The organism is Chromobacterium alkanivorans, from assembly GCF_016937655.1.
GTDB lineage: Bacteria > Pseudomonadota > Gammaproteobacteria > Burkholderiales > Chromobacteriaceae > Chromobacterium > Chromobacterium alkanivorans.
Genome location: NZ_JAFHKL010000001.1, coordinates 428,149 through 450,966 on the forward strand (window position 1 = coordinate 428,149; position 22,818 = coordinate 450,966).

The following is a 22,818-nucleotide window of genomic DNA, read 5'->3' on the forward strand; positions in this document are numbered from 1 at the left end:
AAGGACGGCGACGCGGGAGGCCTTGGTATGGAGCTGAGCGCGCAGCCCGAGCGCCGCGTGCCGGGCGATCTGGCGATGTGGTGCTTCATCCTGGCCGAGCTGGCGGTGTTCGGCGTGTTCTTTCTGGCCTACGCCTGGGCCCGGCGGCAACAGCCGGCCTTGTTCGCCGCCGGGCAGGGCGAGCTGGAGCTGGGCCTGCCCACGCTCAACACCCTGCTGCTGCTGGCCGGCAGCGCCGCCATGCTGGCCGCGCTCAGCGCCTTCGCCAACGGCCGGCAGCGCGCCGGGCGGCGCTGGCTGGTCTTGACCCTGCTGGCCGGCGGCGGCTTTCTCGGTTTGAAAGGCTATGAATTGGTGGGCAAGGCCTTGCAAGGGATTACCTTGTCCAGCAACGATTTCTGGATGTTCTACCTGTCGCTGACGGTGTTTCACTTCCTGCACGTGGTGCTGGGTATGGTGATCGTGGCGGCGGTGTGGCGGCTGGCCCGCGACGGCCGCTACCAGCCGGGATCGATGGACGAGCTGGAAACCGCCGCCGCCTACTGGCATATGGTGGATCTGGTGTGGTTGCTGTTGTTCGCCCTGGTCTACGTGGCGAGATAGCGCGGCCGCGCAAAGCCTTATTTCGCATCAAGGCGGCCGCCGCGCGGCATCGGCATCCTAGCCGCATGACTCATCCCACCCCTCTTGCGCAAACCGGCCTGTGGCTGCTGCTGTCCGGGCTGACCCTGCTGGCGGCCTGGCTGGCCGAAGGCGGCCGGCCGCCGCATCTGGCGCTGCTCGCGCTGGGCCTGGCCTGGCTCAAGGGCGTGCTGCTGGCGGAGCGCTATATGGGCTTGCGCGACGCGCCTCGCTGGCTGCGCGCGCTGGTGCAGGGCTGGCTGGCGCTGGTGTCGGCCGCGCTGCTGCTCAGCTTTATCTGAAGGAACGCCGATGAACGCGCCTGAACTCCTGACTATCCCCGTCCCCTTTTACCAGCCGCAAGGCGCCGAGTGCCAGCTGTTCGAAGCCGCCTGGCGTCAGCAACTGCCGGTGCTGATCAAGGGCCCCACCGGCTGCGGCAAGACCCGCTTCGTCGCCCATATGGCGGCGCGGCTCGGCCTGCCGCTGATCACCGTTTCCTGCCACGACGACCTGAGCGCCGCCGACCTGGTGGGCCGCCACCTGATCGCCGACGGCGCCACCGTCTGGTGCGACGGCCCGCTGAGCCGCGCGGTGCGGATAGGCGGCATCTGCTATCTGGACGAAGTGGTGGAAGCGCGCAAAGACACCACCGTGGTGCTGCACCCGCTGACCGACGACCGCCGCATCCTGCCGGTGGAACGCACCGGCGAAGTGCTGCAAGCGCCGCCGGGCTTCATGCTGGTGGTGTCTTACAACCCCGGCTACCAGCACGTGCTGAAAACGCTGAAGCCCAGCACCCGCCAGCGTTTTGTCGCCATGAGCTTTGATTTTCCGCCGCCGGAAGTGGAAATCGGCGTGCTGATGCTGGAAAGCGGGATAGGCGAAGCGCTGGCGCGCCAACTGGTGACGCTGGCTGGTCAGCTGCGGCGCTTGTCCGGCTACGACCTGGAAGAGGCCGCCAGCACCCGGCTGCTGGTGTACGCCGCCAAACTGATCCAGGCCGGCTTGCCGCCCTGGCAAGCCTGCCGCACCGCGCTGGCGGAACCGCTGAGCGACGACGCCGACACCGTGGCGGCGCTGCTGGCGGTGATCCAGACCCAATTCCCCGGCTGAACGGCATGGAAGACATTGTCGGCGGCTGGTGGGACAAACTGGCGCGGCGCGCGGCGCGGCGCGGCTTTCCGGAATGCGCGGCGGAACTGGCGCAGGTGACGGCGCAGGCGCCGCTGTTCTTCCGCGCCATGGGCGGCGACCCGGCGCTGGCGCTGCGCTCCACCGTGGGCACCGAGCACGGCGCGCGCCGCGGCTGGTTGCAGCGGCTGGCCGGCACCGGCGCGCGGGTGGAACTGGCCTGGCGCGACAGCCAGGCGCTCTACCTGCCGGAGCGCATCGACTGCTTTCCCAGCGCCGCCCTCAACCGCGACTGCTATTTCTGGCTGCTGGCCCAGGCCGCCTACGCCGCCGACAGCGACGGCGACTGGCTGAGCCGCAACCGCCTGGCTGCGGCGCGCGCCTTGGCCGACATGCCCGGCCTGGCCGCCGTTTACCGCCGGCTGGCCGCCGCCGCGCTGGCGCAGCGGCCGGACCCCGCCGGCCTGCCGCCGGCGGAGGCCGCGGCGGAGCGCGCGATCCAGGCGGCGTTGAACCGGCCGGAACAGCCGGTGACGCTGCCGCCGCTGAGCCGGCCGCCGCAGCCGGTTCCGCTGTGGCTGCACCCGGAACCGCCGCTGACGGAGGCGGATGGGCAGGGCAGCCGCCACGCCGACGGCGAACGCGGCGGCGGCAAGGACGCCCAGCGTCAGCGCCGCCGCTACCGCGCGCGGCGCATGGAACAGGACCAGCGCAAGAACGGCATGCTGATGGTGTTCCGCGCCGAAAGCCTGTTCACCTGGGACGAATACGTCAAGGTCAACCGCCACAACGACGACGACGATGACGGCAACGGCGAAATCGCCGCCGAAGACATGAACCGGCTGACCCTGGGCCAGGACGCCCATATCCGCGGCAGCCGGCTGCGCTTCGATCTCGATTTGCCGGCCGCCGCCTACGACGACACCCCGTTGGGGCCGGGCATCAAACTGCCGGAATGGCACTGGAAGCGGCAATGCCTGGTGGAGGACCATTGCCTGCTGCGGCCTATGCTGCCGCGCGACGCCGCGCCGGCCCCGCTGCCGGAGCGCTTGCAGCCGCTGGCGCGCCGGCTGCGGCGGCAATTCCAGTCGCTGGCGCCGGAGCGCAGCCGGCGCAGCGGCGAAACCGCCGGGCCGGACATCGATCTGGACCGGCTGATCCGCTTCCTCGCCGAACGACGCGGCGGCGCGGCGCTCAGCGAGCCGGCGCTGTACCAGGACTGGCCGCCGGGCGAGCGCAGCCTGGCCTGCCTGACCCTGGCGGACCTGTCGCTGTCCACCGAAAGCTGGTTGGGCGAAACCGGCCGGGTGATCGACGTGATCCGCGACAGCCTGCTGCTGTTCGCCGAGGCCCTGAGCGCCAGCGGCGACGACTTCGGCCTGTACGGCTTCTCCTCGCTGCGGCGGCAGGAAGTGCGTTTGCAAATCCTGAAAGACTTTGCCGACCGTTACGACGACGCCGCCCGCGGCCGCATCCTCGCCATCCGCCCCGGCTACTACACCCGCATGGGCGCGGCCATCCGCCAGTGCACCCGCATCCTGAGCCAGCGGCCGGCGCGGCGGCGCTTGCTGCTGCTGATCTCGGATGGCAAGCCCAATGATCTGGACCACTACGAAGGCCGCTACGGCATAGAAGACACCCGCCAGGCGGTGCTGGAAGCGCGCCGCGCCGGCCTGACGCCGTTCTGCGTGACCATAGACCGCGAGGCGGGCGACTACCTGCCGCATTTGTTCGGCCGCAATGGTTATGCGTTGGTGCGGCAGGCGGAGCGGCTGCCGCAGGCGTTGACGAGGCTGTATGCCAGCCTTACCGCATGAACGCAGCAAACAAAACCCCTGATGCTGCGTTGCGCCGACTTGCCGTACTCAATGTACTGTCTGCGTGGGCGCGCCTTGCCTCAGGGATTTTGTTAGCCGCACTAGTGGGCTGAATGGCTGTTGTTTGATCCCGCTCCAAGTCCGCTTGAGTCATGACTGGCAAGCTAACAGTCACCCACAACGAAGATCTCCATGGCCAAAAAATTCCCGCTTCACCCCGCCCACCCCGAACGCATCTGCTGGGGCTGCGATCTGTATTGCCCGGCCCACTCCCTGCAATGCGGCAACGGCTCCAGCCGCACCCAGCACCCGGCGGAAGTGCTGGGCGACGACTGGTATCTGCACGGCGACTGGGGCCTGGAAGATTCTCCCGTCGCGCTCAAGGACGGCAGACAAGACCACTGCTGATTTCTGCTGCCGCGCGGCCGGCGCTAATCACATTGAACTAGGGCGCTGCTGCCAATGGCCCATGGTCCTTGGCGGAACACGCTTTTATAGTGAGAGCCTACCCCATCATCGAGCCACACCGTCATGAGCCATCTGGACATCCCTTCCTTCCTGCGTCACCAGCCGCTGTTCCAGCAACTGTCCCCGGAACAGATACAGGCGCTGGTGCCGCACACCCAAGAACTGCGCGGCCTCAAGGGCCAGGTGATCTTCCAGAAGGGCGACCCCTGCGACGGCATGTTCCTGGTGGTGTACGGCCGGGTGAAGCTGGCGCTGTCCTCGGCGCAGGGCAGCGAGAAAGTGATTGAAATCATCCACCCCGGCCAGAGCTTCGCCGAGGCGGTGATGTTCCTGGGCCGGCCCTGCCCGGTGATGGCCCAGTTTCTGGAAGACGGCATGCTGCTCAAGGTGGAGGCGGCCGGCATTCTGCAAGCGATAGACCACGACCCCGCCTTCGCCCGGCGCTTGCTGGCCGGCCTGTCGCTGCGCCTGCACGGCCTGGTGCGCGACGTGGAGCGCTACTCCATAGAAAGCTCCTTGCAGCGGGTGATTGGCTATCTGCTGCAACACATCCCGGAACACGAGGACAGCCTCACGCCGCAGGTGTCGCTGCCGGTGAACAAAAGCCTGATCGCCTCCCGGCTCAACCTCACGCCGGAAACCTTCTCGCGCATGCTGCACCAGTTGATCGAGGCGGAGCTGATTCAGGTGGACGGGCGCGACATCACGCTGGTGGATGTGGAGCGGCTGAAGGCCTTCGGCAACTGCGCCTAGCGCGCCCCGCCCATCCTACCCAAACGCCGCCAACTGTAGGGTGGGAGGAGCGAAGCGATACCCACGCGGAACGGGTTCGACGCCATCAACCGACCGGACAGCCGCGCATTGGTGGGTATCGCCTTACGGCTCCACCCACCCTACCCACGCGCCGCCAACCGTAGGGTGGGAGGAGCGCAGCGATACCCACGCGGAAACGAATACGACGCCATCAACCTACCGGGCAGCCGTGCGTTGGTGGGTATCGCCTACGGCTCCACCCACCCTACCCAAACGCCCCCAACCGTAGGGTGGGAGGAGCGAAGCGATACCCACGCGGAAACGGACACGACGCCACCAACCTACCGGACAGCCGCGCGTTGGTGGGTATCGCCTATAGAGCCTGTTCAAAGTCTAGCGAGCAAGAGCGAGACAAGGCGAAAACGGCTGAGAAAGCGGAATGTACGAGTGGTACATGAGCATTTCGAAGCCGTTTTCAACGCTGTATCGCCGAAGCGCAGCAGACTTTGAACAGGTTCTTAGGCTCCACCCATCCTACCCAAACGCCCCCAACCGTAGGGTGGGAGGAGCGAAGCGATACCCACGCGGAACGGGTTCGACGCCATCAACCTACCGGATAGCCGCCTGTTGGTGGGTATCGCCTACGGCTCCACCCGCCTCAACCGTAGGGTGGGAGGAGCGAAGCGATACCCACGCGGAACGGGTTCGACGCCATCAACCTACCGGATAGCCGCCTGTTGGTGGGTATCGCCTTACGGCTCCACCCACCCTACCCAAGAGCCCCCAACCGTAGGGTGGGAGGAGCGCAGCGATACCCACGCGGAAAACGACCACGACGCCATAAACCTACCGAACAGCCGTGCGTTGGAGGGTATCGCCTACGGCTCCACCCACCCTACCCAAACGCCGCCAACCGTAGGGTGGGTGGAGCGCAGCGATACCCACGCGGAAAATGACCACGACGCCCAAAACCTGCCGAACAGCCGCGCGTTGGCGGGGTTCGCCTACAGTTTCACCCACAGCGCGGGCTGGCTTCGGACGGTCAAAGGCTCCGGCGCCGGCGCGCCCACCAGCGCCTGACGGGCGGTGACTATATTGCTGAAGCCCGCCAGGCGATAGCATTCCCGCGCACAGGTATCGCGGTTGGTCCACTTGCCGGACGCCCACATCCGCAACAAGGCGACGCGGGCGGGCTCGTGCTCGCCACGCCATTTGTCCCACAGGTAAAAACTCGTCTGCGCCTGCCGGATCTCCAGATGGATGGCGGCGGTGTCGGCGGGATGGTCCGGGTGGTCGTCCGTCAGCGCAATGGATCCGATGCGCTCTTCATAGGCGGAGATCAAACTGGCGGCGCGTTGGAGGACGTCGCGGTGCTGGATCAGCAGCTTCATCATGGCAATGCTCTCTCTGATAGCCATCACTGCACGCCGTTAAGGTGTTCCAGCCCTTGTTTCAAGCGCTGCTGTATCGGCTCCAGCAAGGCCAGCGCTTCCTCGCTGCTGAACAGCAGCGGCTCGTCGCGGCGTTCCAGCAAGGTGATCAAGGCTTGTAAGCCAGTGTGGGCGGCGCGCATGTCCATCACGGCGCGCAGCAGGGCGGAGTCCAGCTCAATGTAATAGTGGTTCAGTTGCCAGCTCAGATCGCCCAGCAGCGCCTCGTCAGAGGAAACCACGGGCAAGCGTTGCAGGCAGAGGCGCAGTTGCTCCATGACCGGGGCAGCGGCGGGTGTGGCGGCTTGGCCTGCGCAATGGGGGCAGGCGGGCGGCGGCATAGCGGGGGGAAAAGTAGAGAAGGTCATCGTGGTCTCCATGTCAGCTTTGGAAACCTGCCTAGGCGAGGCTGAGGCAGGCACGTGACAAGGGTAGAAGACCGGCTAGTTCTACAACGACCGGTAGCCCATGGGGCTCCCTGCCACGGCCCGCCCCGAATGGGTACGGCGTGGCAACAGACGTAACGGTGCCAAAGCGGACCGTTGTGTCTGCGGTAGAACTAATTTATGGGCTTCTACCCCCTGCGGCGTGAGATTGGGCACGACGCGGGACCAAGCCTAAACAGGCTGGGAGAGGGCGTCAAGGTGGGGGGAGTGACTAGCTCATTATTATTTTCAGATGTAATATCTGATTGTCATTGCGTTAAAATATAAAAGAGTGTAGCCAGTATTTAAGCAATTCTCACTATGAAAAAATGAGGCTCCTTTTCTTGGGGGTAGGAGTCAATTAGTATTCTTGTCTTTAGTAGAAAAGAGTGTTTTTAGTGTAATGATAGTCGATTTCATGTAGGTGAATATTTTGTAGGTAATAATTGTTTTTGCTGGTAAGGCTTGGCAAGGATATGGAATAAGCCGCAGTGCTAGGCCTCTTGTTGAGGAAGTCGTGGTGTACCTATATTTGGTATAAATGCTAAAAGGTTCAGTTTTGTTAGGGGATTTATATGCCAATTCTTGTAAGAGCGCTGAAGCGTGGTGAGTATTTAACTCAGAGTGAAAGGGGGGCAAATACTGTAGTGCTTGCTCCTAGTACTTGGGATGATTATTCATACAAGACTTTGTTTTCAGTGGTGTTTTACAATTCGGGGGGGCGTGAGGTAGAAATAGGGACTGTTAAAATAGGTTATTTTGGGCAACCAACAGGATGGACTATTGATACAATGCAGCCCTCTTTTGGAGCACTACCCGAAAACTATTTTTCTCTTGGTCAAGATGTTGATTATTATAAAAATTTGCAAGAGGAGCTTTCTGAGGAAGAAAGAAAAGACGTTTTGATGGCTTTGCGAGATGTTGTCTTTATTGAGAACTTATTTTCGTTGGCTTGCAAAGAGAATGTTTTTGCTAACTCACTAACCCGTAGTGTTAGTTTGTCTGTTATTGATGGGCAATTTCGTCGTGTGCTGCAGGGTAAAGCGATATTAACGGACTTTCTCTTTGCATATCATGACCGAGGTAATGAGCGTAATGCGAAGGTATACCTAACTTTTCAAGTTGATCCAAAGTCAAAGCCGGCTACAAATATTCATGTTTTAATTGGAAGGAATGGTGTAGGGAAAACCACCATCCTAAACGGAATGGTTGGTGCTATTTTTTCACAGAGTAGTGTCGTGCCAAAGCGCGTCAGTTTCTATGAGTCATTGGGTGAGAATGGTGCATGGACAGCTCTTTCATCAAATTATTTTAGTAGCATTGTTTCTGTTTCTTTTAGTGCATTTGATCCCTTTGTTCCCCCTGTGGATCAACCAGATCGTAGTCGTGGAGTGGCGTATTTTTATGTTGGGATGAAAAAATCGAGGTTCGGTGAGGATGGAGCCACACTTTTGCCTCCCAAAACAGAAGTAGACCTTGCAAATGATTTTGTAGAGAGCCTCCAGTCATGCTTAAGTCAGCCTGCCAAGCGCGATCGTTGGCTTACAGCAATTTCACGTTTGGAGTCGGATAGTAACTTTGCCGATATGAACCTTAGTAGGCTCGGTCAGGGTGATAATGATGAATTAGTTCAGGATGCATATTCTTTAATGCGGAGAATGAGTTCTGGGCACTCTATTGTATTGTTAACTATCACGAAGTTGGTGGATCTGGTGGAGGAGAAAACGCTGGTGTTAATGGATGAGCCAGAAAGTCATCTTCATCCTCCATTGCTATCGGCCTTCACAAGGGCATTGTCAGATCTGCTACATAATCGTAATGGTGTCGCGATTATTGCAACTCACTCTCCTGTCGTTGTTCAAGAAGTGCCGCGATCTTGTGTTTGGAAATTAACAAGATTGCGAGCGGAAGGAAGGTCTGATCGCCCAGATCGTGAAACTTTTGGTGAAAATGTTGGGGTGCTCACACGAGAGATATTTGGTTTGGAAGTATCAAAGTCAGGATTTCATGATGTATTACAGCAGGAGGTTGATAAAGGAGGAAGTTTTGATGAAATTTTAAGATCGTATAATGGGCAGTTAGGATTTGAAGCTCAGGCTATTCTGCAGGCATTAATTACCTCTCGAAATAACGTAAAAGGAGGAATTTAATGAGGCGCCTTACTTGCTTGGATGCTGATGCTTATGAGATATATGCCAGGTGTTCGAGCGGAGTGAGGGATGCTGCTTTAATAGAGCGGTTTCAAATGGTCGGTGAGGAAGTTGTTGAACATTATCAATGTTATAGTTCTTTGGCTAGAGTAAATCAACTTTTCAGAGTGGTTCCTTGTAATAGAGGTGATGGCGCACAGGTAGTATTGCCGAATATCAGTAAGCAAGATTTCATAGATTTATACTCTTGCCAAATGGCCAAAGATGGAAGGCCAGGTCGAGAGTATTATGACAAGATAAGAATGTTGGCTCCATTGGGGAAGTGCCCTTATTGTGGGTTTGGCCAAGTGTCAACGTTGGATCATTTTCTTTCTAAGTCATACTACCCAATGTTTTCTATTTTTCCTGGAAATTTGATACCTTCTTGTGCTGATTGTAATAAAGATAAGGGTTCTTCTGTTTTGACAGAGTATAACCAAACACTTCATCCTTATTTTGAAAGTGACTCTATTGATTTAAGAAGGTGGGTTTTTGCTGAGGTTGTTCATTCAACTCCTGCAGTAGTACGGTATTTTGCTAATCCTCCTAGTGAATGGGATGGAGGGTTGAGGCAGCGTATCTTTAATCACTTTAGTAGTGGGCTTTCTAAGCGGTTTTCAGTGGAGGCTGCTTCAGAGCTTGCTGAGTTGAGTCGGTTGTTGCAGTTTTTTGAGACGAAGGAGGAGAGAAGAACTCATTTGGCAAGGGTGGCGCAGTCAAGTGCACTTAATTCATGGAAGGCAGCATTATATTGTGCGCTGACTGAAAGTGAGTGGTATCTTGACCACGGCTTTAAAGAAGGTATGGGTTGATGTGTGTAGTGATTAGGTTTTTTGTTAGATCACATAGTATTTCATTCAGGAGAATCGTCCCTGTCTCCTCTAGGAAACCAATATGCGCTAGGCCTAGGGTTATTAAGTAGCTACTTTGGTTTGAGCAATTTCGTGATGAGTGATTTGGGGTAAGGTGAATTGAGCTGCGTTGTTACTCTTTAGTATTCGCCGGGTGGGGCCTGCCCTAAGTTATCCCCAACGTAGCGGATTCAACAGATGTAAGTACTCGCTCCCCTCACCCATCCCCCTCCACCTCCACCCGGTTCCGCCCATTCTCCTTGGCCCGATACAAAGCCTCGTCCGCGCGCTGGACGATGGTTTCTTGGGTGGCGTCGTCGTCGCGCGCGGTGGCCGCGCCTATGCTGACGGTGACCACGCCGGCCACGGTGTTGGCGGCAGCGGACACTGCCGCGCGCACCCGCTCGGCCAGCACCAGCGCGCCTTCGGCGTCGGTGTCCGGCAATAGCAGCAGAAACTCCTCGCCGCCGTAGCGGGCGGCAAAGTCGGTGGCGCGCGCCGCGCCGTTCAGGGCGGCGGCGATCTGTTGCAGCACCTGATCGCCCACCGCGTGGCCGTGGCTGTCGTTGACGCGCTTGAAGTAGTCGGCGTCCAGCAGCAGCACCGAGTAGGGTGCGTGGCTGCGGTGGAAGCGTTGGTATTCCGCCGTCAGCCGTTCCGCGGCGGCCATGCGGTTGCCCAGGCCGGTCAGCGCGTCGCTGCGCGCCATCTGTTCCAGCTGCGCCGCTCGTTCTTCCAGTTGGCGATTGGCTTCGCTCAGCGCCTCGGTGCGCTCTTCCACTTTTTGTTCCAGGCCGGTGTTGGCGGCGGCCAGTTCGCCGCGGCGCGCCAGCAGGGTGGCAGTCATCTGTTGCATGGCTTGGGCTAGCTGTTGCAGTTCGCGGGCGCCGCTGCGCAGCCTCCAGTCCGCTTGTTCGTCGCCGGCGCTGACGCGCTGGGCGGTGTGGGCCAGGGTTTCCAGCGGGCGGCTGAAGGCGGCGGCCAGCCGATAGACCATGGCCATCAGCAGCAGGGTGACGATCCAGCCGGGCAGGGTCAGCGCGGAGCGCAGCCGGCTGAGGGTGGCAGGCGCTTGCGGCGGCGCTTGGCGGACGATGACGCGCCAGCCGGGGCCGGGGGCGTCGTCTATCTTGGCGTCGGCGTAGAGATAGGTTTCGCCGTCTGCCCAGTCGCCTTGTTGGTAGCCCGGCCCGCTCAGCGGCGCGGGCATGTCAGCCCGGTCCGGCGCGCCGGGCGGAAACAGCGGGGCGTTGTTCTGGTTGACGATGAAGACTTGCGGCGCTTCCCCGGCGCTGTGGCGCGGCAGGCGGTCGGCGATCAGCTTGGCCACCCAGGCCCAGGAGCTTTGGGCGGCCAGCGCGCCGCGCAGTTTGCCGGCTTCGTTATGCAGCGGGGCGGCGAATTCGATGCGGGGGGACGGCGCGCCGCCGCTGGCGGAGACGATGCGGCCGTCCGGGGCGATCACGCCCAGCCAGGCGTAGTCCGGGTTGTGCAGCCTGATGTGTTCCAGGCCGCCGCGCAGCGCCGGGCTGTCCAGCGGGGCGCTGAGGAAGACCGGGGTTTGGGTGTGCAGGGCCAGTTCTCGCCGCCTTTGGCTGAGGCCGGCGGCCAGGGATTTGGCGATGCCGCGCGCGGTGGCCTGCAAGGCTTCGCCCTTGTCTTGCAGCAGGCCCTGGTTCAGTTGCGGTTCCAGTGCGGTGTCCAGCAAGGAGGCCAAGAGGAACAGGCCGCCAAACAGCAGACTGAGCCGCAGCCGGAAACTGCGCGGCCAGAGGTGGGAGAGAAGCTTCATCTTGGTGCGGCCAATGGGGTGGTACAGCTTTATGTTTGTATCCACAGGCGCGGGATTGCAAGGCGAGGGGCGGGGTAAAAAAGAGCGCGGCCGCGTGGGCCGCGCGAAAGGAGGGGATGGGGGTGACCGCTGGCCGGCGGTGCTTAGAACCTGTTTACGATCGGCTGCGCGTCGGCGATACGGCGTTGAAACCGCGCTCAAAATGCTCATGTACCACGAGTACATTCCGCTTTTTCGCCCGTTTTCGCCTTGTCTCGCCTTAGCTCGCGAGATCGTAAACACGTTCTTAGAGTGGCCAACAAAATCCCTGAGGCAAGGCGCGCCGACGCAGACAGTACATTGAGTACGGCAAGTCGGCGCAACGCCGCATCAGGGGTTTGTTCGCCGCTCTTACGTTTCGGTGAGGCCGCCGCCCAGCGCCTTGTACAAGGCTATGGCATTGCTCAACTGGCCGCGGCGCAGGTCCAGCAGCGCTTGCTGCGCCGCGTAGAGCTGGCGCTGGGCGTCCAGCAGTTCCAGCCGGCCGTCCACGCCGGCGCGGTAGCGCAGGCCGGACAGCTCGGCGCGGCGTTCCGCGCTGGCCACCGCGCGCGCCTGGGCGTCGATCTGGCGGCTGAAGGTTTCGCGGCCGGCCAGGCCGTCGGCCACTTCGCGGAAGGCGATCTGGATGGCGCGTTCGTATTCGGCCACGGCGCTGGATTTGCGCACTTCCGCCAGCCGCAGTTCGGCGCGCAGCCGGCCGCCCTGGAACAGCGGGATGTTGATTTGCGGCGCAAAGCTCCACACGTGCTGGCCGCCGTCGAACAGATTGCGCAGGCCGGGGCTGAGGAAGCCGGCGGAGGTGCTGAGCGACAGCCGCGGGAAGAAGGCGGCGCGCGCGGCGCCGATGTCGGCGTTGGCGGCTTCCAGTTGTTGTTCGGCTTGCAGGATGTCCGGGCGGCGGAACAGCAGTTCCGACGGCAGGCCGGCGGCCAGCCGGGTCACCACCGGTTGGCGGTCCAGCGGCAGCGGCTCGGGCAGGTCTTCCGGCGGTTCCGCGCCCAGCAGCAGGCGCAGCGCGTTGCGCGCCTGGTCCGCGGCGCGGGCGCGGGCTTCCAGGTCGGCGTCGGCGCTGGCCACCTGGCCTTCGGCCTGAGCCACGTCCAGACCGCCGGCTTGTTGCGCGTCCTTGAGCCGGCGCGCCAGCGCCAGCGATTGCCGCCAGTCCGCCTGGGTGCGTTCCGCCAGCGCCAGTTGCTCGCGCGCCAGCCGTTCCGCGAAGTAGGCGTCCGCCACCGCGCCCACCAGGGCGATTTGCGCGGCGCGGCGGCCGTGGTCGGTGGCCAGGTAGCGGGCGAAGGCGGCGTCGGACAGGGAGCGCACGCGGCCGAACAGGTCGATCTCAAACGCGCTGACGCCCAGGTTGACGCCGTACTGGTTTTGCACGGCGGCCGGGGTGATCGGATCGGTTTCGCGGTTGGCCGGGGTGCGCTGGCGGGTGAGGCCGGCGCCGGCGTCCACGGATGGCAGCCGCGCGGCGCGCTGGATGCCGTATTGGGCTTCGGCGGCTTCCACGTTGAGAGCCGCCAGGCGCAGGTCGCGGTTGTTGCGTAGCGCCAGCTCGATCAGGCTTTGCAGCCGGCGGTCGCCGAACATCGCGCGCCAGCCCAGGTCGGCGGCATTGGCGCTGAGGTCGGCCGCGTCGGCCGTCGCCGCGTAGCGGGCCGGCACCGGGGGTTCCGGCTTGCGCAAGGGCTGGGTCAGCGAGCAGGCGGAGACGCTCAGCGCCAGCGCCACGCTCAGGGACAGGGGGAGGAGGGGCAATCTCATGATTCTGCTTTCTGCTCCGGGGCCGGGCGCGGCTTGCGCCAGCTGGCGAGGCGCGCTTGCGCGCTCATCACCACCACGAAGAATACGGGTACGAAGAAGATGGCCAGCACGGTGGCGGTGACCATGCCGCCAAACACGCCGGTGCCGATGGCGTTCTGGGTTTCGGCGCTGGCGCCGGTGGCCAGCATCAGCGGCAGCACGCCCAGGCCGAAGGCCAGCGAGGTCATCAGGATGGGACGCAGCCGCAGGCGCGAGGCTTGCACCGCGGCTTCCACCAGGCTCTTGCCTTCTTCATGCAGTTGCTTGGCGAACTCGATGATCAGGATGGCGTTCTTGGCGGACAGGCCAATCACGGTGATCAGGCCCACTTTGAAGAACACGTCGTTGGGCATGCCGCGCAGCATCACCGCGCCGATGGCGCCGATCAGGCCCAGCGGCACCACCAGCATCACGGACAGCGGGATGGCCCAGCTTTCGTACAGCGCGGCCAGCACCAGGAACACCACGATCATGGACAGCGCCATCAGCATCGGCGCCTGGGACGCGGACTGGCGTTCTTGCAGCGATTGGCCGGTCCAGGCCAGCGCGAAGCCGGGCGGCAGTTGCGTGGCCAGCCGTTCCATCTCGGCCATGGCCGCGCCGCTGGAGTAGCCGGGCGCGGCGCCGCCGGACAGGCGGGCGGACGGGTAGCCCTGGAAGCGCACCAGTTGCAGCGGGGTTTCGGACCAGGCCGGGCGCACCACTTCCGCCAGCGGCACCATGCCGCCGCTGGCGTTGCGCACGTAGAGCTTGAGCACATTGTCCAGCTGCATGCGCGCCGGGGCGTCGGCCTGGATGATCACTTGCTGCATGCGGCCGGCGTGCGGGAAGTCGTTGACGTAGGTGGAGCCCATGGCGGTGGACAGGGTGTCGCTGACGCTGCTGAAGGACACGCCCAGCGCCTCGGCCTTCTGCCGGTCTATGTCCAGGCGCACGCTGGTGCCGGCCGGTAGGCTGTCCGGGTAGACGCCGCTGACGATCTTGCTGCGGGAGGCCAGTTCCAGCAGTTTGGCTTCGGCCGCTTTGAGCGCGGCGTGGCCCTGGTTGGCGCGGTCTTGCAGCCGCAGGCTGAAGCCGGAGCTGGTGCCCAGTTCGTCTATGGCCGGCGGCAGCAGGCTCATCGCCGCGCCTTCGGTGGTGGCGGACATCCGCTGTTGGGCGCGCAGGGCTTCTTCCACGGTGCTGGCGCCGCCGCGTTGTTTCCAGTCTTTGAGCACGGCGAAGTTCAGCGCGGCGTTGGGGCCGGAGCCGGAGAAGCCGTAGCCGATAATGGAGATGCTGGACTGGAGCGCAGGGCGCGTCGCCAGATGGTCATCGAGCGTTTTAACCACGTCGCGGGTGCGCTCGACGGTGGCGTCCGCGGGCAAGAGAAAGCTGGTCATGAAATAGCCCTGGTCTTCTTCCGGCAGGAAGGAGGAGGGCAGCGCCTTGAAGCCGGCGGCCAGCGCGCCGGAGATGGCCAGAAACAGCAGCATCACGCGGCCGGCGCGGCCTATCAGCCGGCCGACGCGGGTTTCGTACCAGGCGGTGAGCTGGGCGAAGCGGCGGTTGAACCAGCCGAAGAAGCCGTGCTTTTCATGGTGTCCCTGCGGGATGGGCTTGAGCATGGTGGCGCACAGCGCCGGGGTCAGCGTCAGCGCCAGCAGCGCGGAGAACAGGATGGCTACGGCCATGGACAGCGAGAATTGCTGGTAGATGACGCCGACGGAGCCGCTGGACAGCGCCATGGGGATGAAGACGGCGGTGAGTACCAGGGTGATGCCGACGATGGCGCCGGTGATTTCCTTCATCGCCTTGGAGGTGGCGTCGCGCGGGGACAGCCCTTCTTCCGCCATCAGCCGTTCCACGTTTTCCACCACCACGATGGCGTCGTCCACGATGATGCCGATGGCCAGCACCATGCCGAACATGGTCAGCACATTGATGGAGAAGCCGGTGGCCAGCATCACGGCGAAGGTGCCCAACATGGCCACCGGGGCGACGATGGCCGGGATCAAGGTGTAGCGCGCGTTTTGCAGGAACAGATACATCACCAGGAAGACCAGCACCATGGCTTCCAGCAGGGTGTAGATTACTTTTTCGATGGAGATCTTGACGAAGGGCGCGGTGTCGAAGGGCACCGAATAGCTGATGCCGGCCGGCATGGAGGTGCTCAGCTCGGCCAGCCGCGCCCGCACCGCTTCCGCGGTTTTGACCGCGTTGGCGCCCGGCGCCAGCTGCACGCCGGCGAAGGAGGCGGGCTTGCCGTTTTCGCGGCTGACGAAGTTGTAGCCCTGGGAGCCTATCTCCACCCGCGCCACGTCGCCCAGCACCACTTTGGAGCCGTTGGCGTTGGCGCGCAGCACGATGGCGGCGAATTCTTCCGGCGCGGTCAGCTGGCCTTGCACGGTGAGCGGCACGGTGACGCGCTGGCCGGGCAGGGCGGGCGCGGCGCCCAGGCTGCCGGGGGCGATCTGGACGTTTTGCTGGGCGATGGCGGCGGTGAGCTCGCTCATGGACAGGCCGTAGGTGATCAGCTTGGCCGGGTCCACCCACACGCGCATCGCTTGCTCGGTGCCAAACTGCTGCACGCGGCCCACGCCTTCGATGCGGCGCAGTTCTTCGGCGATATTGCGCGACAGGTAGTCGCTGAGCGCGCCTTCGTCAAAGCGGCCGCTGTCCGAGCGCAGGCCGATCAGCATCAGGAAGCCGGAGGAGGCGGATTCCACCATCACGCCGTTCTGGCGCACCGGGGCGGGCAGCCGCGGTTCCACCGCCTTGAGCTTGTTCTGCACGTCCACCTGCGCCAGCTCCGGGTCCGTGCCCGGCTTGAAGGTGACGGTGATTTGGGCGATGCCGGAGGTGTCGGCCGAGGATTCGAAGTACAGCAGATTCTTGACGCCGGACAGCTCGCGCTCGATCAGGCTGAGCACGCCGTCGCTCATGGTCTGCGGCGTGGCGCCGGGATAGCTGGCGGTGATGGTGACCGAGGGCGGCGCCACCGAGGGGTAGCGCGCGATCGGCAGCTGCGGGATGGCGATCAACCCCAGCAGGATGATGAACAGGGCGATCACCCAGGCGAACACCGGGCGGCGGATGAAGAATTGAGACATGGCTATCTTCCCCGCTTAGCTTTTGGCGGCCGCGGGCGCGGCTTCGCTGGCGGCCACCGCCGCGCCGTCGGCAAGGCGTTCCATGCCCTCGACCACGACCTTTTGCCCGGCGCGCAGGCCGGAGCGGATGCGGTACTGGCGGTGGGCCAGTTCGCCCAGCTCCACCACGCTCAGCCGCGCCTGGTTCTTGGCGTCCACGGTCCACAGCTGGGTCTTGCCGCCAATGCGCACCACTGCTTGCTGCGGCACGGTCAGCGCCGCCGCGTAGCTGGCGCGCGGCACGCGGGCGCGCACGAACATGCCGGGCAGCAGCCGCCGCTCGGGGTTGTCCACCAGCACGCGCAGCAGCACGTCGCCGGTACCGGCGTCCACATTGACGCCGGAGAACAGGATGCGACCGCTGAGGCCGTAGGGCGCGCCGTCGTCGCGCAGGATGGACACCGGCAGGCCGTGGCCGGCGCTGTCCGGCTGGGCGGCCAGGCTTTGGCGCACGGCTTCCAGCGCCGCCGCCGGCTGGCGCACGTCCACATAGACCTGGTCTATCTGCTGGATGCGCGCCATCGGGGCGCTGTCGCCGCCGCCCACCAGCGCGCCCTCGGTGACCAGCGCCTGGTCGATGCGGCCGGCGATGGGGGCTTCGACGCGGGAGAATTTCAGGTCCAGCTGGCGGCGGGCCAGCGTGGCTCGCGCCTGGGCCACGTCGGCGGCGGCCTGGTCGCGTTGGGACGCGGCGTCGTCGTAGACCTGGCGGCTGATGGCGTCGCTCTCCACCAGCGGCTTGAGGCGGGCGGTTTGCACTTTCGCGCGCGCCAGCGCGGCTTCGGCGCGTTGCAGCGCGGCGGCGGCGGTGTCAACCTCCGCCTTGAACGGCGCCGGGTTGATTTGGAACAGCGGCTGGCCGGCGCGCACTTCGGTGCCTTGCTCAAACTGGCGGCGCAGCACGATGCCGCTGACTTGCGGCCGGATTTCCGCCACCCGCACCGCGGCCACGCGGCCGGGCAGGTCTTCGCTCAGCTTGAGCGGGGCCGGGGCCACGCTCAGGGTGCGCACCGGGATAGCCGGCGGCGGCGCATGGATTTCGGCTTGGCCGCAAGCGCTTAGCAGCGCCGCCGCCAACAGGCCGCCGGCGCCGTAGAGGCTGGCTCGTTTACTCTTCATTTCCACTCCAATCAAGCATGGACGGCAGGCCGCCCGTATAAAGTCAGGCGGCAGTATGCCGGGGCTGGATGGGGGTTCCCGTGTGGTAGCATGGAGATTCGATGGAGATGCAGACAGGATGCGAAATCGGCGCCATGACTCAGACAATGCGACCGCCCGGCGCGGGCCAAGACCGCCAGGCCTTGATCCTCGTCGCTGAAGACGAACCCGAGATCGCGGAGATCCTCTCCGCCTATCTGACGCGCAGCGGCATGCGCTGCGCGCACGCGGCGGACGGCCGGCAGGCGCTGGAGCTGCACCTGTCGCTGAAGCCGGACCTGGTGCTGCTGGACGTACAGATGCCGCGCGCCGACGGCTGGCAGGTGCTGGCGGAAATCCGCCATCGCGGCGACACGCCGGTGATCATGCTGACGGCGCTGGACCAGGACATCGACAAGCTGATGGGCCTGCGCATCGGCGCCGACGACTACGTGGTCAAACCCTTCAACCCCGCCGAGGTGGTGGCGCGCACTCAGGCGGTGCTGCGCCGCTCCATGTCCCGCGCGCGCCAGGCGGAGCCGCAGGTGCTGCGCGCGGCGCCGTTCGAGATCGACCTGGAAAATCACGAGGTGGCGGTGCTGGCCGGCAAGCAGCGTCATGTGCTGACGCTGACCCTGACCGAATTCAAACTGCTGGCGCAATTGGCGCGCGCGCCGCGGCGGGTGTTCAGCCGCGCCGAGCTGCTGGCCGCCTGCCTGCCGGAAGGCGACGCGCTGGAGCGCACCGTGGATAGCCATATCAGCAAGCTGCGCAAGAAGCTGGAGGAGTGCGGCGTGGACGGTGTGCCGGTGGGCGTGCGCGGCGTCGGTTACAAGCTGTGGGGCGCGGAATGAGGCTGGCGGGGCTGAGCCGGCAGATCGCGCTGTCGATGGCGACGATGGCCTTCTGTGTGACCGTGCTGGTGGTGGTGACCGGCTTCACTTTCTACTATGTGGCGATGACCTACTGGCCGGTGCATTTCGAATCGCCGGGCTGGAAGATGACGATGCCGGAATGGGTGTGGCTGATTTCCAGCACCGTGGCGGGCCTGGCGTTGTCGGTGGTGATGGGCCTGCGCCTGGCGCGCCGCATCCTGGTGCCGCTCAACTCGGTGGCGGAGGGCATACGCCGCGTCGCCCAGGGCGACCTGGACGCGCGCGCGGCGGCCGGCGACCGTTCGCTGCGCGAGGCGGCGGCGCTGGCCGACGACTTCAACGCGCTGGCGAGCCAACTGCAGCGCATGACCAAGGAGCAGGCGTTCTGGAACGCCGCTATCGCCCATGAGCTGCGCACCCCGGTGACGGTGCTGCGCGGCCGGCTGCAAGGGCTGGCGGAAGGGGTGTTCACCCCGGACGAGAACCAGTTTCGCCGGCTGCTGGCCCAGGTGGAAAGCCTGGCCCATCTGATTGAAGACCTGCGGGTGGTTAGCCTGGAGGAAAGCGGGCATTTGGACATCGAGATGCGGGACACCGATCTGGCCGCCGAAGTGCGCGCAGTGGTGGAGGTGTTCGAGGACGCGCTGCTGGCGGCTGGTTTGCAGGTGGTGCTGGACCTGGACGAGCGCCCGGCGCATTGCGACCCGGTGCGCATCCGCCAGGCGCTGCTGGCCTTGCTGGACAATGCGCGCCGCTACGCCCAGCCCGGCCTGCTGCAGGTGCAGCTGAGCCTGGCGGGCGGCCAGTGTCGTTTGCGGGTGGAGGACGAGGGCCCGGGCATTCCCGAGGACTTCGCGCCGCATGTGTTCGAGGCCTTCCGCCGTGCCGACGCGGCGCGCCAAAGCGGCAAGAGCGGCAGCGGCCTGGGGCTGGCGGTGGTGGCCGCCATCGCCCGCGCCCACGGCGGCGAGGCGCGCTGCATTCCGGCGGGCGGCGGCAGCCGCTTCGAGCTGAGCTGGCCGCAGCCGGGGCGGCCATCGCCCTGATCCGCGGGCCGAGCGGGACGCAAAAAAGCCGCACCGTTGCCGGGAGCGGCTTTTTGATTTGTGGCGCTTGCTGCTTTGCGAGCAGAGGTGGCGCCCCCGACAGGAATCGAACCTGTAACTGCCCCTTAGGAGGGGGCCGTTATATCCATTTAACTACGGAGACGCTTAGAGAAACTGCTGAGTCAGGCGCTGCGGTCCACCGACAGGCGGGCCAATTCCACCAAGGCCTGGCGGGTGTCCGATTCCGGAATCGGCGCCAGCGCGGCAACGGCTTGTTCGGCCACTTTGACCGCTTCGGCCCGGGCGTAGTCCAGAGCGCCGCAGGATTGTACCGCAGCCAGCACGTCCTGGAAACGATCGCGGCTGGCGTGTTCCAGCGCCTCGCGCACGGTGGCGGAGGCTTCCGGATTGCCGTTGCGCATGGTGTAGATCAGCGGCAGCGTCGGTTTGCCTTCGGCCAGGTCGTCGCCCAGGCTCTTGCCTATGGTGTCGGCGTCGCCGCTGTAGTCCAGCACGTCGTCGATGATCTGGAAGGCGGTGCCCAGGTACATGCCGTATTCGGCCATCGCCTGCACTTGCTCGGCGCTGGCGCCGGCGCTGAGCGCGCCCACGCGGGCGGAGGCTTCGAACAGCTTGGCGGTCTTGTACTTGATCACGCGCAGGTATTCGTCTTCGGTGACGTCGGTGTTGCCGATGTTGAGCAGCTGCAGCACTTCGCCCTCGGCGATGATGTTGGTGGCTTCCGCCATCACCGCCAGGATGTCCATATTGCGGGTGGTCACCATCATCTGGAAGGCGCGGGTGTAGAGGAAGTCGCCCACCAGCACGCTGGCGGCGTTGCCGAACAGCGCGTTGGCGGTTTCGCGGCCGCGGCGCAGGTCGGATTCGTCCACCACGTCGTCGTGCAGCAGGGTGGCGGTGTGGATGAATTCGATCATCGCCGCCAGCTCGTGCAGTTGTTCGCCGCCATGGCCCAGCGCGCGGCCGGACAACAGGGTCAACACCGGGCGCAGGCGCTTGCCGCCGGCGGAAATGATGTATTCCGCTACCTGGCGGATCAGGACGACGTCGGAGTGCAGCCGGGCGCGGATGACGCGGTCAACGGCCTGCATGTCGTCGGCTATCAGTGTACGGAAAAGCGGGGTGGACACGATTTCAACCAGTTATTTGAGATGGGTACGCCAAAGCCGAGAATGTTACCAGAAAAGCCCCTCCAGCCGCCACGGCGCGTACTCTCTAGGACTAAGTCGATGAAATCATTGACAACTTGACGGGGTGTCCGTATAGTTTCGCGTTCTCCCGCAATAGGCGGCGAGATTTTTATATTCAGGAGCTCATGCGAATGTATGCGGTCATAAAAACCGGCGGCAAGCAGTACAAAGTTGTCGTTGGTGAAAAACTCAAAGTAGAACAGATACCTGCAGACGTCGACAGCCAGATCGTACTTGAAGAAGTGCTGATGATTGCTGACGGTGAACAGGTTGTTGTAGGCGCCCCGATGATTGCCGGTGCCACTGTTAAGGCCACCGTTGTTTCCCACGGTCGTGGCGACAAGATCCGCATCTTCAAGATGCGTCGTCGCAAGCACTACCAGAAACATCAGGGTCATCGTCAAAACTTCACCGAAATCCGCATCGACGCGATTTCGAAGTAAGGATAAACAGTCATGGCACACAAAAAAGCAGGCGGTAGCTCCCGCAACGGTCGTGACTCCGAAGCCAAACGCCTGGGCGTTAAGGTTTACGGCAGCGAACTGATTCCGGCAGGTTCCATTATCGTGCGTCAGCGCGGCACCCGCTTCCACGCAGGTGAAAACGTTGGTCAGGGCAAGGATCACACCTTGTTCGCCAAGGTTGACGGTTACGTTGAATTCACCATCAAAGGTGCAATGAAGCGCAAGATCGTTAATGTGGTTCCGTACACCGGCGTAGACGGCGAATAATTTTTCGCTTTCTAGTGACCGAGAAAGCCCTATCCTGCGATAGGGCTTTTTTCATACCCGAGGGGCAAGGCGTGAGGGCGGCCGCGAGTCCACCCTGACCCCTGACTCCTCGCCAGACAGAGGTTGAAAACATGAAATTTATCGATGAAGCCCGCATTGAAGTGTTCGCGGGCCGCGGCGGCAACGGCGTGGCCAGTTTCCGTCGCGAGAAGTTCGTACCCTTCGGCGGCCCGGACGGCGGCGACGGCGGCAAGGGCGGCAGCGTGTACGCGGTGGCCGACGAGAACGTCAACACCCTGGTGGAGTTCCGCTTCGTCAAAAAATACCTGGCCGAACACGGCGAGCGCGGTCGCGGCGCGGATTGCTACGGCAAGGGCGGCGACGATATCGAACTGAAAATGCCGGTGGGCACGGTCATCACCGACCACGACACCGGCGAGCTGGTGGCTGACCTGACTCATCACGGCCAGCGCATCATGATTGCGCGCGGCGGCAAGGGCGGCCTGGGCAACATCCATTTCAAATCCTCCACCAACCGCGCGCCGCGTCAGTGCACGCCGGGCGAGCAGGGCGAGCAGCGCACGCTGAAGCTGGAGTTGAAAGTGCTGGCCGACGTGGGCCTGCTGGGCATGCCCAACGCCGGCAAGTCCACCTTCATCCGCGCGGTGTCGGCGGCGCGCCCCAAGGTGGCGGATTATCCGTTCACCACCTTGCACCCCAATCTGGGCGTGGTGCGCATGGATGATACCCGCAGCTTCGTGATCGCCGACATTCCGGGCCTGATCGAAGGCGCGGCGGAAGGCGCCGGCCTGGGCCACCGCTTCCTCAAGCATTTGCAGCGCACCGGCCTGCTGTTGCACGTGGTGGACGTGGCGCCGTTCGATCCCAACGTCGACCCGGTGCGCGAGGCGCGCGCCATCGTCGAGGAGCTGAAGAAGTACGACGACGAGCTGCACGGCAAGCCGCGCTGGCTGGTGCTGAACAAGGTGGACATGTTGCCGGCGGACGAGCGCGAGCTGACCATCTCCGCCTTCCTCCAGGCCTACGGTTGGCCGGAAGAGCAGCCGGACGACCGTTTCGGCTTCGATATCAAGGCGCCGCGCGTGTTCAGCATCTCTGCGCTGAATCACGAAGGCACCCGCGAGCTGACCTTCGCCATCATGTCCTATCTGGACGTGGTGCGCGCCGAGCAGCGCAAGCAGGCGGACGAGGCGCAGCAGCAAGCCGCCGCCGCGCGCCAGACGGTGATTACGCCGGATGCGGCCATGCATCAGGACACGACCGAAGAATAAGAATAGGTCCAAAGCCTGCTGCGCTTCGACGATACGGCGTTGAAACCGTCTTCGAAATGCTCATGTA

Annotated in this window: 20 protein-coding genes and 1 tRNA gene; 13 read left to right on the top strand and 8 right to left on the bottom strand. The window is 63.7% G+C overall.

Going from position 1 to position 22,818, the window contains the following annotated elements:
* Window positions 1-27 precede the first annotated feature (27 nt).
* The 6 genes from JW897_RS02045 (at window position 28) to JW897_RS02070 (ending at window position 4,793) form a co-directional block, all read left to right on the top strand.
* Window positions 28-603: a cytochrome c oxidase subunit 3 gene (locus JW897_RS02045; protein ID WP_205465011.1), complete on the top strand. Its 576-nt coding sequence runs from the start codon at window positions 28-30 to the stop codon at window positions 601-603.
* A 65-nt stretch (window positions 604-668) separates the two neighbouring features.
* A complete protein-coding gene (locus JW897_RS02050; protein WP_205465012.1) occupies window positions 669-923 on the top strand; it encodes a cytochrome C oxidase subunit IV family protein in 255 nt (84 codons plus the stop codon).
* A gap of 10 nt (window positions 924-933) precedes the next feature.
* Window positions 934-1,737, top strand: a complete 804-nt coding sequence (locus JW897_RS02055) for a CbbQ/NirQ/NorQ/GpvN family protein (RefSeq protein ID WP_205465013.1) — start codon at window positions 934-936, stop codon at window positions 1,735-1,737.
* 5 nt (window positions 1,738-1,742) lie between these two features.
* Window positions 1,743-3,572 carry a nitric oxide reductase activation protein NorD gene (locus JW897_RS02060; protein ID WP_205465014.1) on the top strand — a complete coding sequence of 610 codons (1,830 nt, stop codon included), beginning with the start codon at window positions 1,743-1,745 and terminating at the stop codon, window positions 3,570-3,572.
* A 192-nt stretch (window positions 3,573-3,764) separates the two neighbouring features.
* Window positions 3,765-3,980, top strand: coding sequence for a DUF3079 domain-containing protein (locus tag JW897_RS02065; RefSeq protein ID WP_205465015.1), 216 nt, complete (start codon window positions 3,765-3,767; stop codon window positions 3,978-3,980).
* A gap of 123 nt (window positions 3,981-4,103) precedes the next feature.
* Window positions 4,104-4,793, top strand: coding sequence for a Crp/Fnr family transcriptional regulator (locus JW897_RS02070; protein WP_205465016.1), 690 nt, complete (start codon window positions 4,104-4,106; stop codon window positions 4,791-4,793).
* Window positions 4,794-5,797: 1,004 nt separating this feature from the next.
* Here JW897_RS02070 and JW897_RS02075 read toward each other — a convergent pair.
* Both JW897_RS02075 and JW897_RS02080 read right to left on the bottom strand, forming a co-directional pair.
* Entirely contained in the window at window positions 5,798-6,187 is a 390-nt protein-coding gene (locus tag JW897_RS02075) for a hypothetical protein (protein WP_205465017.1), read from the bottom strand.
* Between the two features lie 23 nt (window positions 6,188-6,210).
* The gene (locus tag JW897_RS02080; RefSeq protein WP_205465018.1) at window positions 6,211-6,501 is read right to left on the bottom strand and encodes a DUF1484 family protein; all 291 of its coding nucleotides are present in this window, start codon (window positions 6,499-6,501) and stop codon (window positions 6,211-6,213) included.
* A gap of 722 nt (window positions 6,502-7,223) precedes the next feature.
* Here JW897_RS02080 and JW897_RS02085 point away from each other — a divergent pair.
* Both JW897_RS02085 and JW897_RS02090 read left to right on the top strand, forming a co-directional pair.
* Entirely contained in the window at window positions 7,224-8,798 is a 1,575-nt protein-coding gene (locus JW897_RS02085) for an AAA family ATPase (RefSeq protein ID WP_205465019.1), read from the top strand.
* Window positions 8,798-9,649, top strand: a complete 852-nt coding sequence (locus tag JW897_RS02090) for an HNH endonuclease (protein WP_205465020.1) — start codon at window positions 8,798-8,800, stop codon at window positions 9,647-9,649. Before JW897_RS02085 ends, JW897_RS02090 begins: the two co-directional genes overlap by 1 nt.
* A 256-nt stretch (window positions 9,650-9,905) precedes the next feature.
* On the opposite strand, the gene JW897_RS24590 is transcribed toward JW897_RS02090, so the two are convergent.
* The 4 genes from JW897_RS24590 to JW897_RS02110 form a co-directional block, all read right to left on the bottom strand.
* The gene (locus tag JW897_RS24590) at window positions 9,906-11,525 is read right to left on the bottom strand and encodes a diguanylate cyclase (protein WP_205465021.1); all 1,620 of its coding nucleotides are present in this window, start codon (window positions 11,523-11,525) and stop codon (window positions 9,906-9,908) included.
* Window positions 11,526-11,870: 345 nt separating this feature from the next.
* Window positions 11,871-13,289, bottom strand: coding sequence for an efflux transporter outer membrane subunit (locus JW897_RS02100; RefSeq protein ID WP_205465022.1), 1,419 nt, complete (start codon window positions 13,287-13,289; stop codon window positions 11,871-11,873).
* Entirely contained in the window at window positions 13,286-16,420 is a 3,135-nt protein-coding gene (locus tag JW897_RS02105) for a multidrug efflux RND transporter permease subunit (protein ID WP_205465023.1), read from the bottom strand. Before JW897_RS02105 ends, JW897_RS02100 begins: the two co-directional genes overlap by 4 nt.
* A gap of 15 nt (window positions 16,421-16,435) precedes the next feature.
* Window positions 16,436-17,578 carry an efflux RND transporter periplasmic adaptor subunit gene (locus JW897_RS02110; RefSeq protein WP_205465024.1) on the bottom strand — a complete coding sequence of 381 codons (1,143 nt, stop codon included), beginning with the start codon at window positions 17,576-17,578 and terminating at the stop codon, window positions 16,436-16,438.
* A gap of 134 nt (window positions 17,579-17,712) precedes the next feature.
* Between JW897_RS02110 and JW897_RS02115 the strand changes: the two genes are divergently transcribed.
* Both JW897_RS02115 and JW897_RS02120 read left to right on the top strand, forming a co-directional pair.
* On the top strand, window positions 17,713-18,450 hold the full coding sequence (locus tag JW897_RS02115; protein WP_205465025.1) for a response regulator: 738 nt from the start codon (window positions 17,713-17,715) through the stop codon (window positions 18,448-18,450).
* The gene (locus JW897_RS02120) at window positions 18,447-19,517 is read left to right on the top strand and encodes an ATP-binding protein (protein ID WP_205465026.1); all 1,071 of its coding nucleotides are present in this window, start codon (window positions 18,447-18,449) and stop codon (window positions 19,515-19,517) included. The genes JW897_RS02115 and JW897_RS02120 overlap by 4 nt, the downstream gene beginning before the upstream one ends.
* 88 nt (window positions 19,518-19,605) lie before the next feature.
* Here JW897_RS02120 and JW897_RS02125 read toward each other — a convergent pair.
* Together JW897_RS02125 and ispB are read right to left on the bottom strand one after the other, a co-directional pair.
* Window positions 19,606-19,680 (bottom strand) — tRNA-Arg (locus tag JW897_RS02125).
* A gap of 19 nt (window positions 19,681-19,699) precedes the next feature.
* Window positions 19,700-20,629: an octaprenyl diphosphate synthase gene (ispB, locus tag JW897_RS02130; RefSeq protein ID WP_019099924.1), complete on the bottom strand. Its 930-nt coding sequence runs from the start codon at window positions 20,627-20,629 to the stop codon at window positions 19,700-19,702.
* 230 nt (window positions 20,630-20,859) lie between these two features.
* Here ispB and rplU point away from each other — a divergent pair, with 230 nt between their 5' ends.
* The 3 genes from rplU (at window position 20,860) to obgE (ending at window position 22,751) form a co-directional block, all read left to right on the top strand.
* Window positions 20,860-21,171, top strand: a complete 312-nt coding sequence (gene rplU / locus JW897_RS02135) for a 50S ribosomal protein L21 (RefSeq protein ID WP_039753142.1) — start codon at window positions 20,860-20,862, stop codon at window positions 21,169-21,171.
* Window positions 21,172-21,183: 12 nt separating this feature from the next.
* Window positions 21,184-21,459, top strand: coding sequence for a 50S ribosomal protein L27 (gene rpmA, locus JW897_RS02140; RefSeq protein WP_019099926.1), 276 nt, complete (start codon window positions 21,184-21,186; stop codon window positions 21,457-21,459).
* Between the two features lie 131 nt (window positions 21,460-21,590).
* Window positions 21,591-22,751 carry a GTPase ObgE gene (gene obgE, locus JW897_RS02145; protein WP_205465027.1) on the top strand — a complete coding sequence of 387 codons (1,161 nt, stop codon included), beginning with the start codon at window positions 21,591-21,593 and terminating at the stop codon, window positions 22,749-22,751.
* Window positions 22,752-22,818 lie beyond the last annotated feature (67 nt).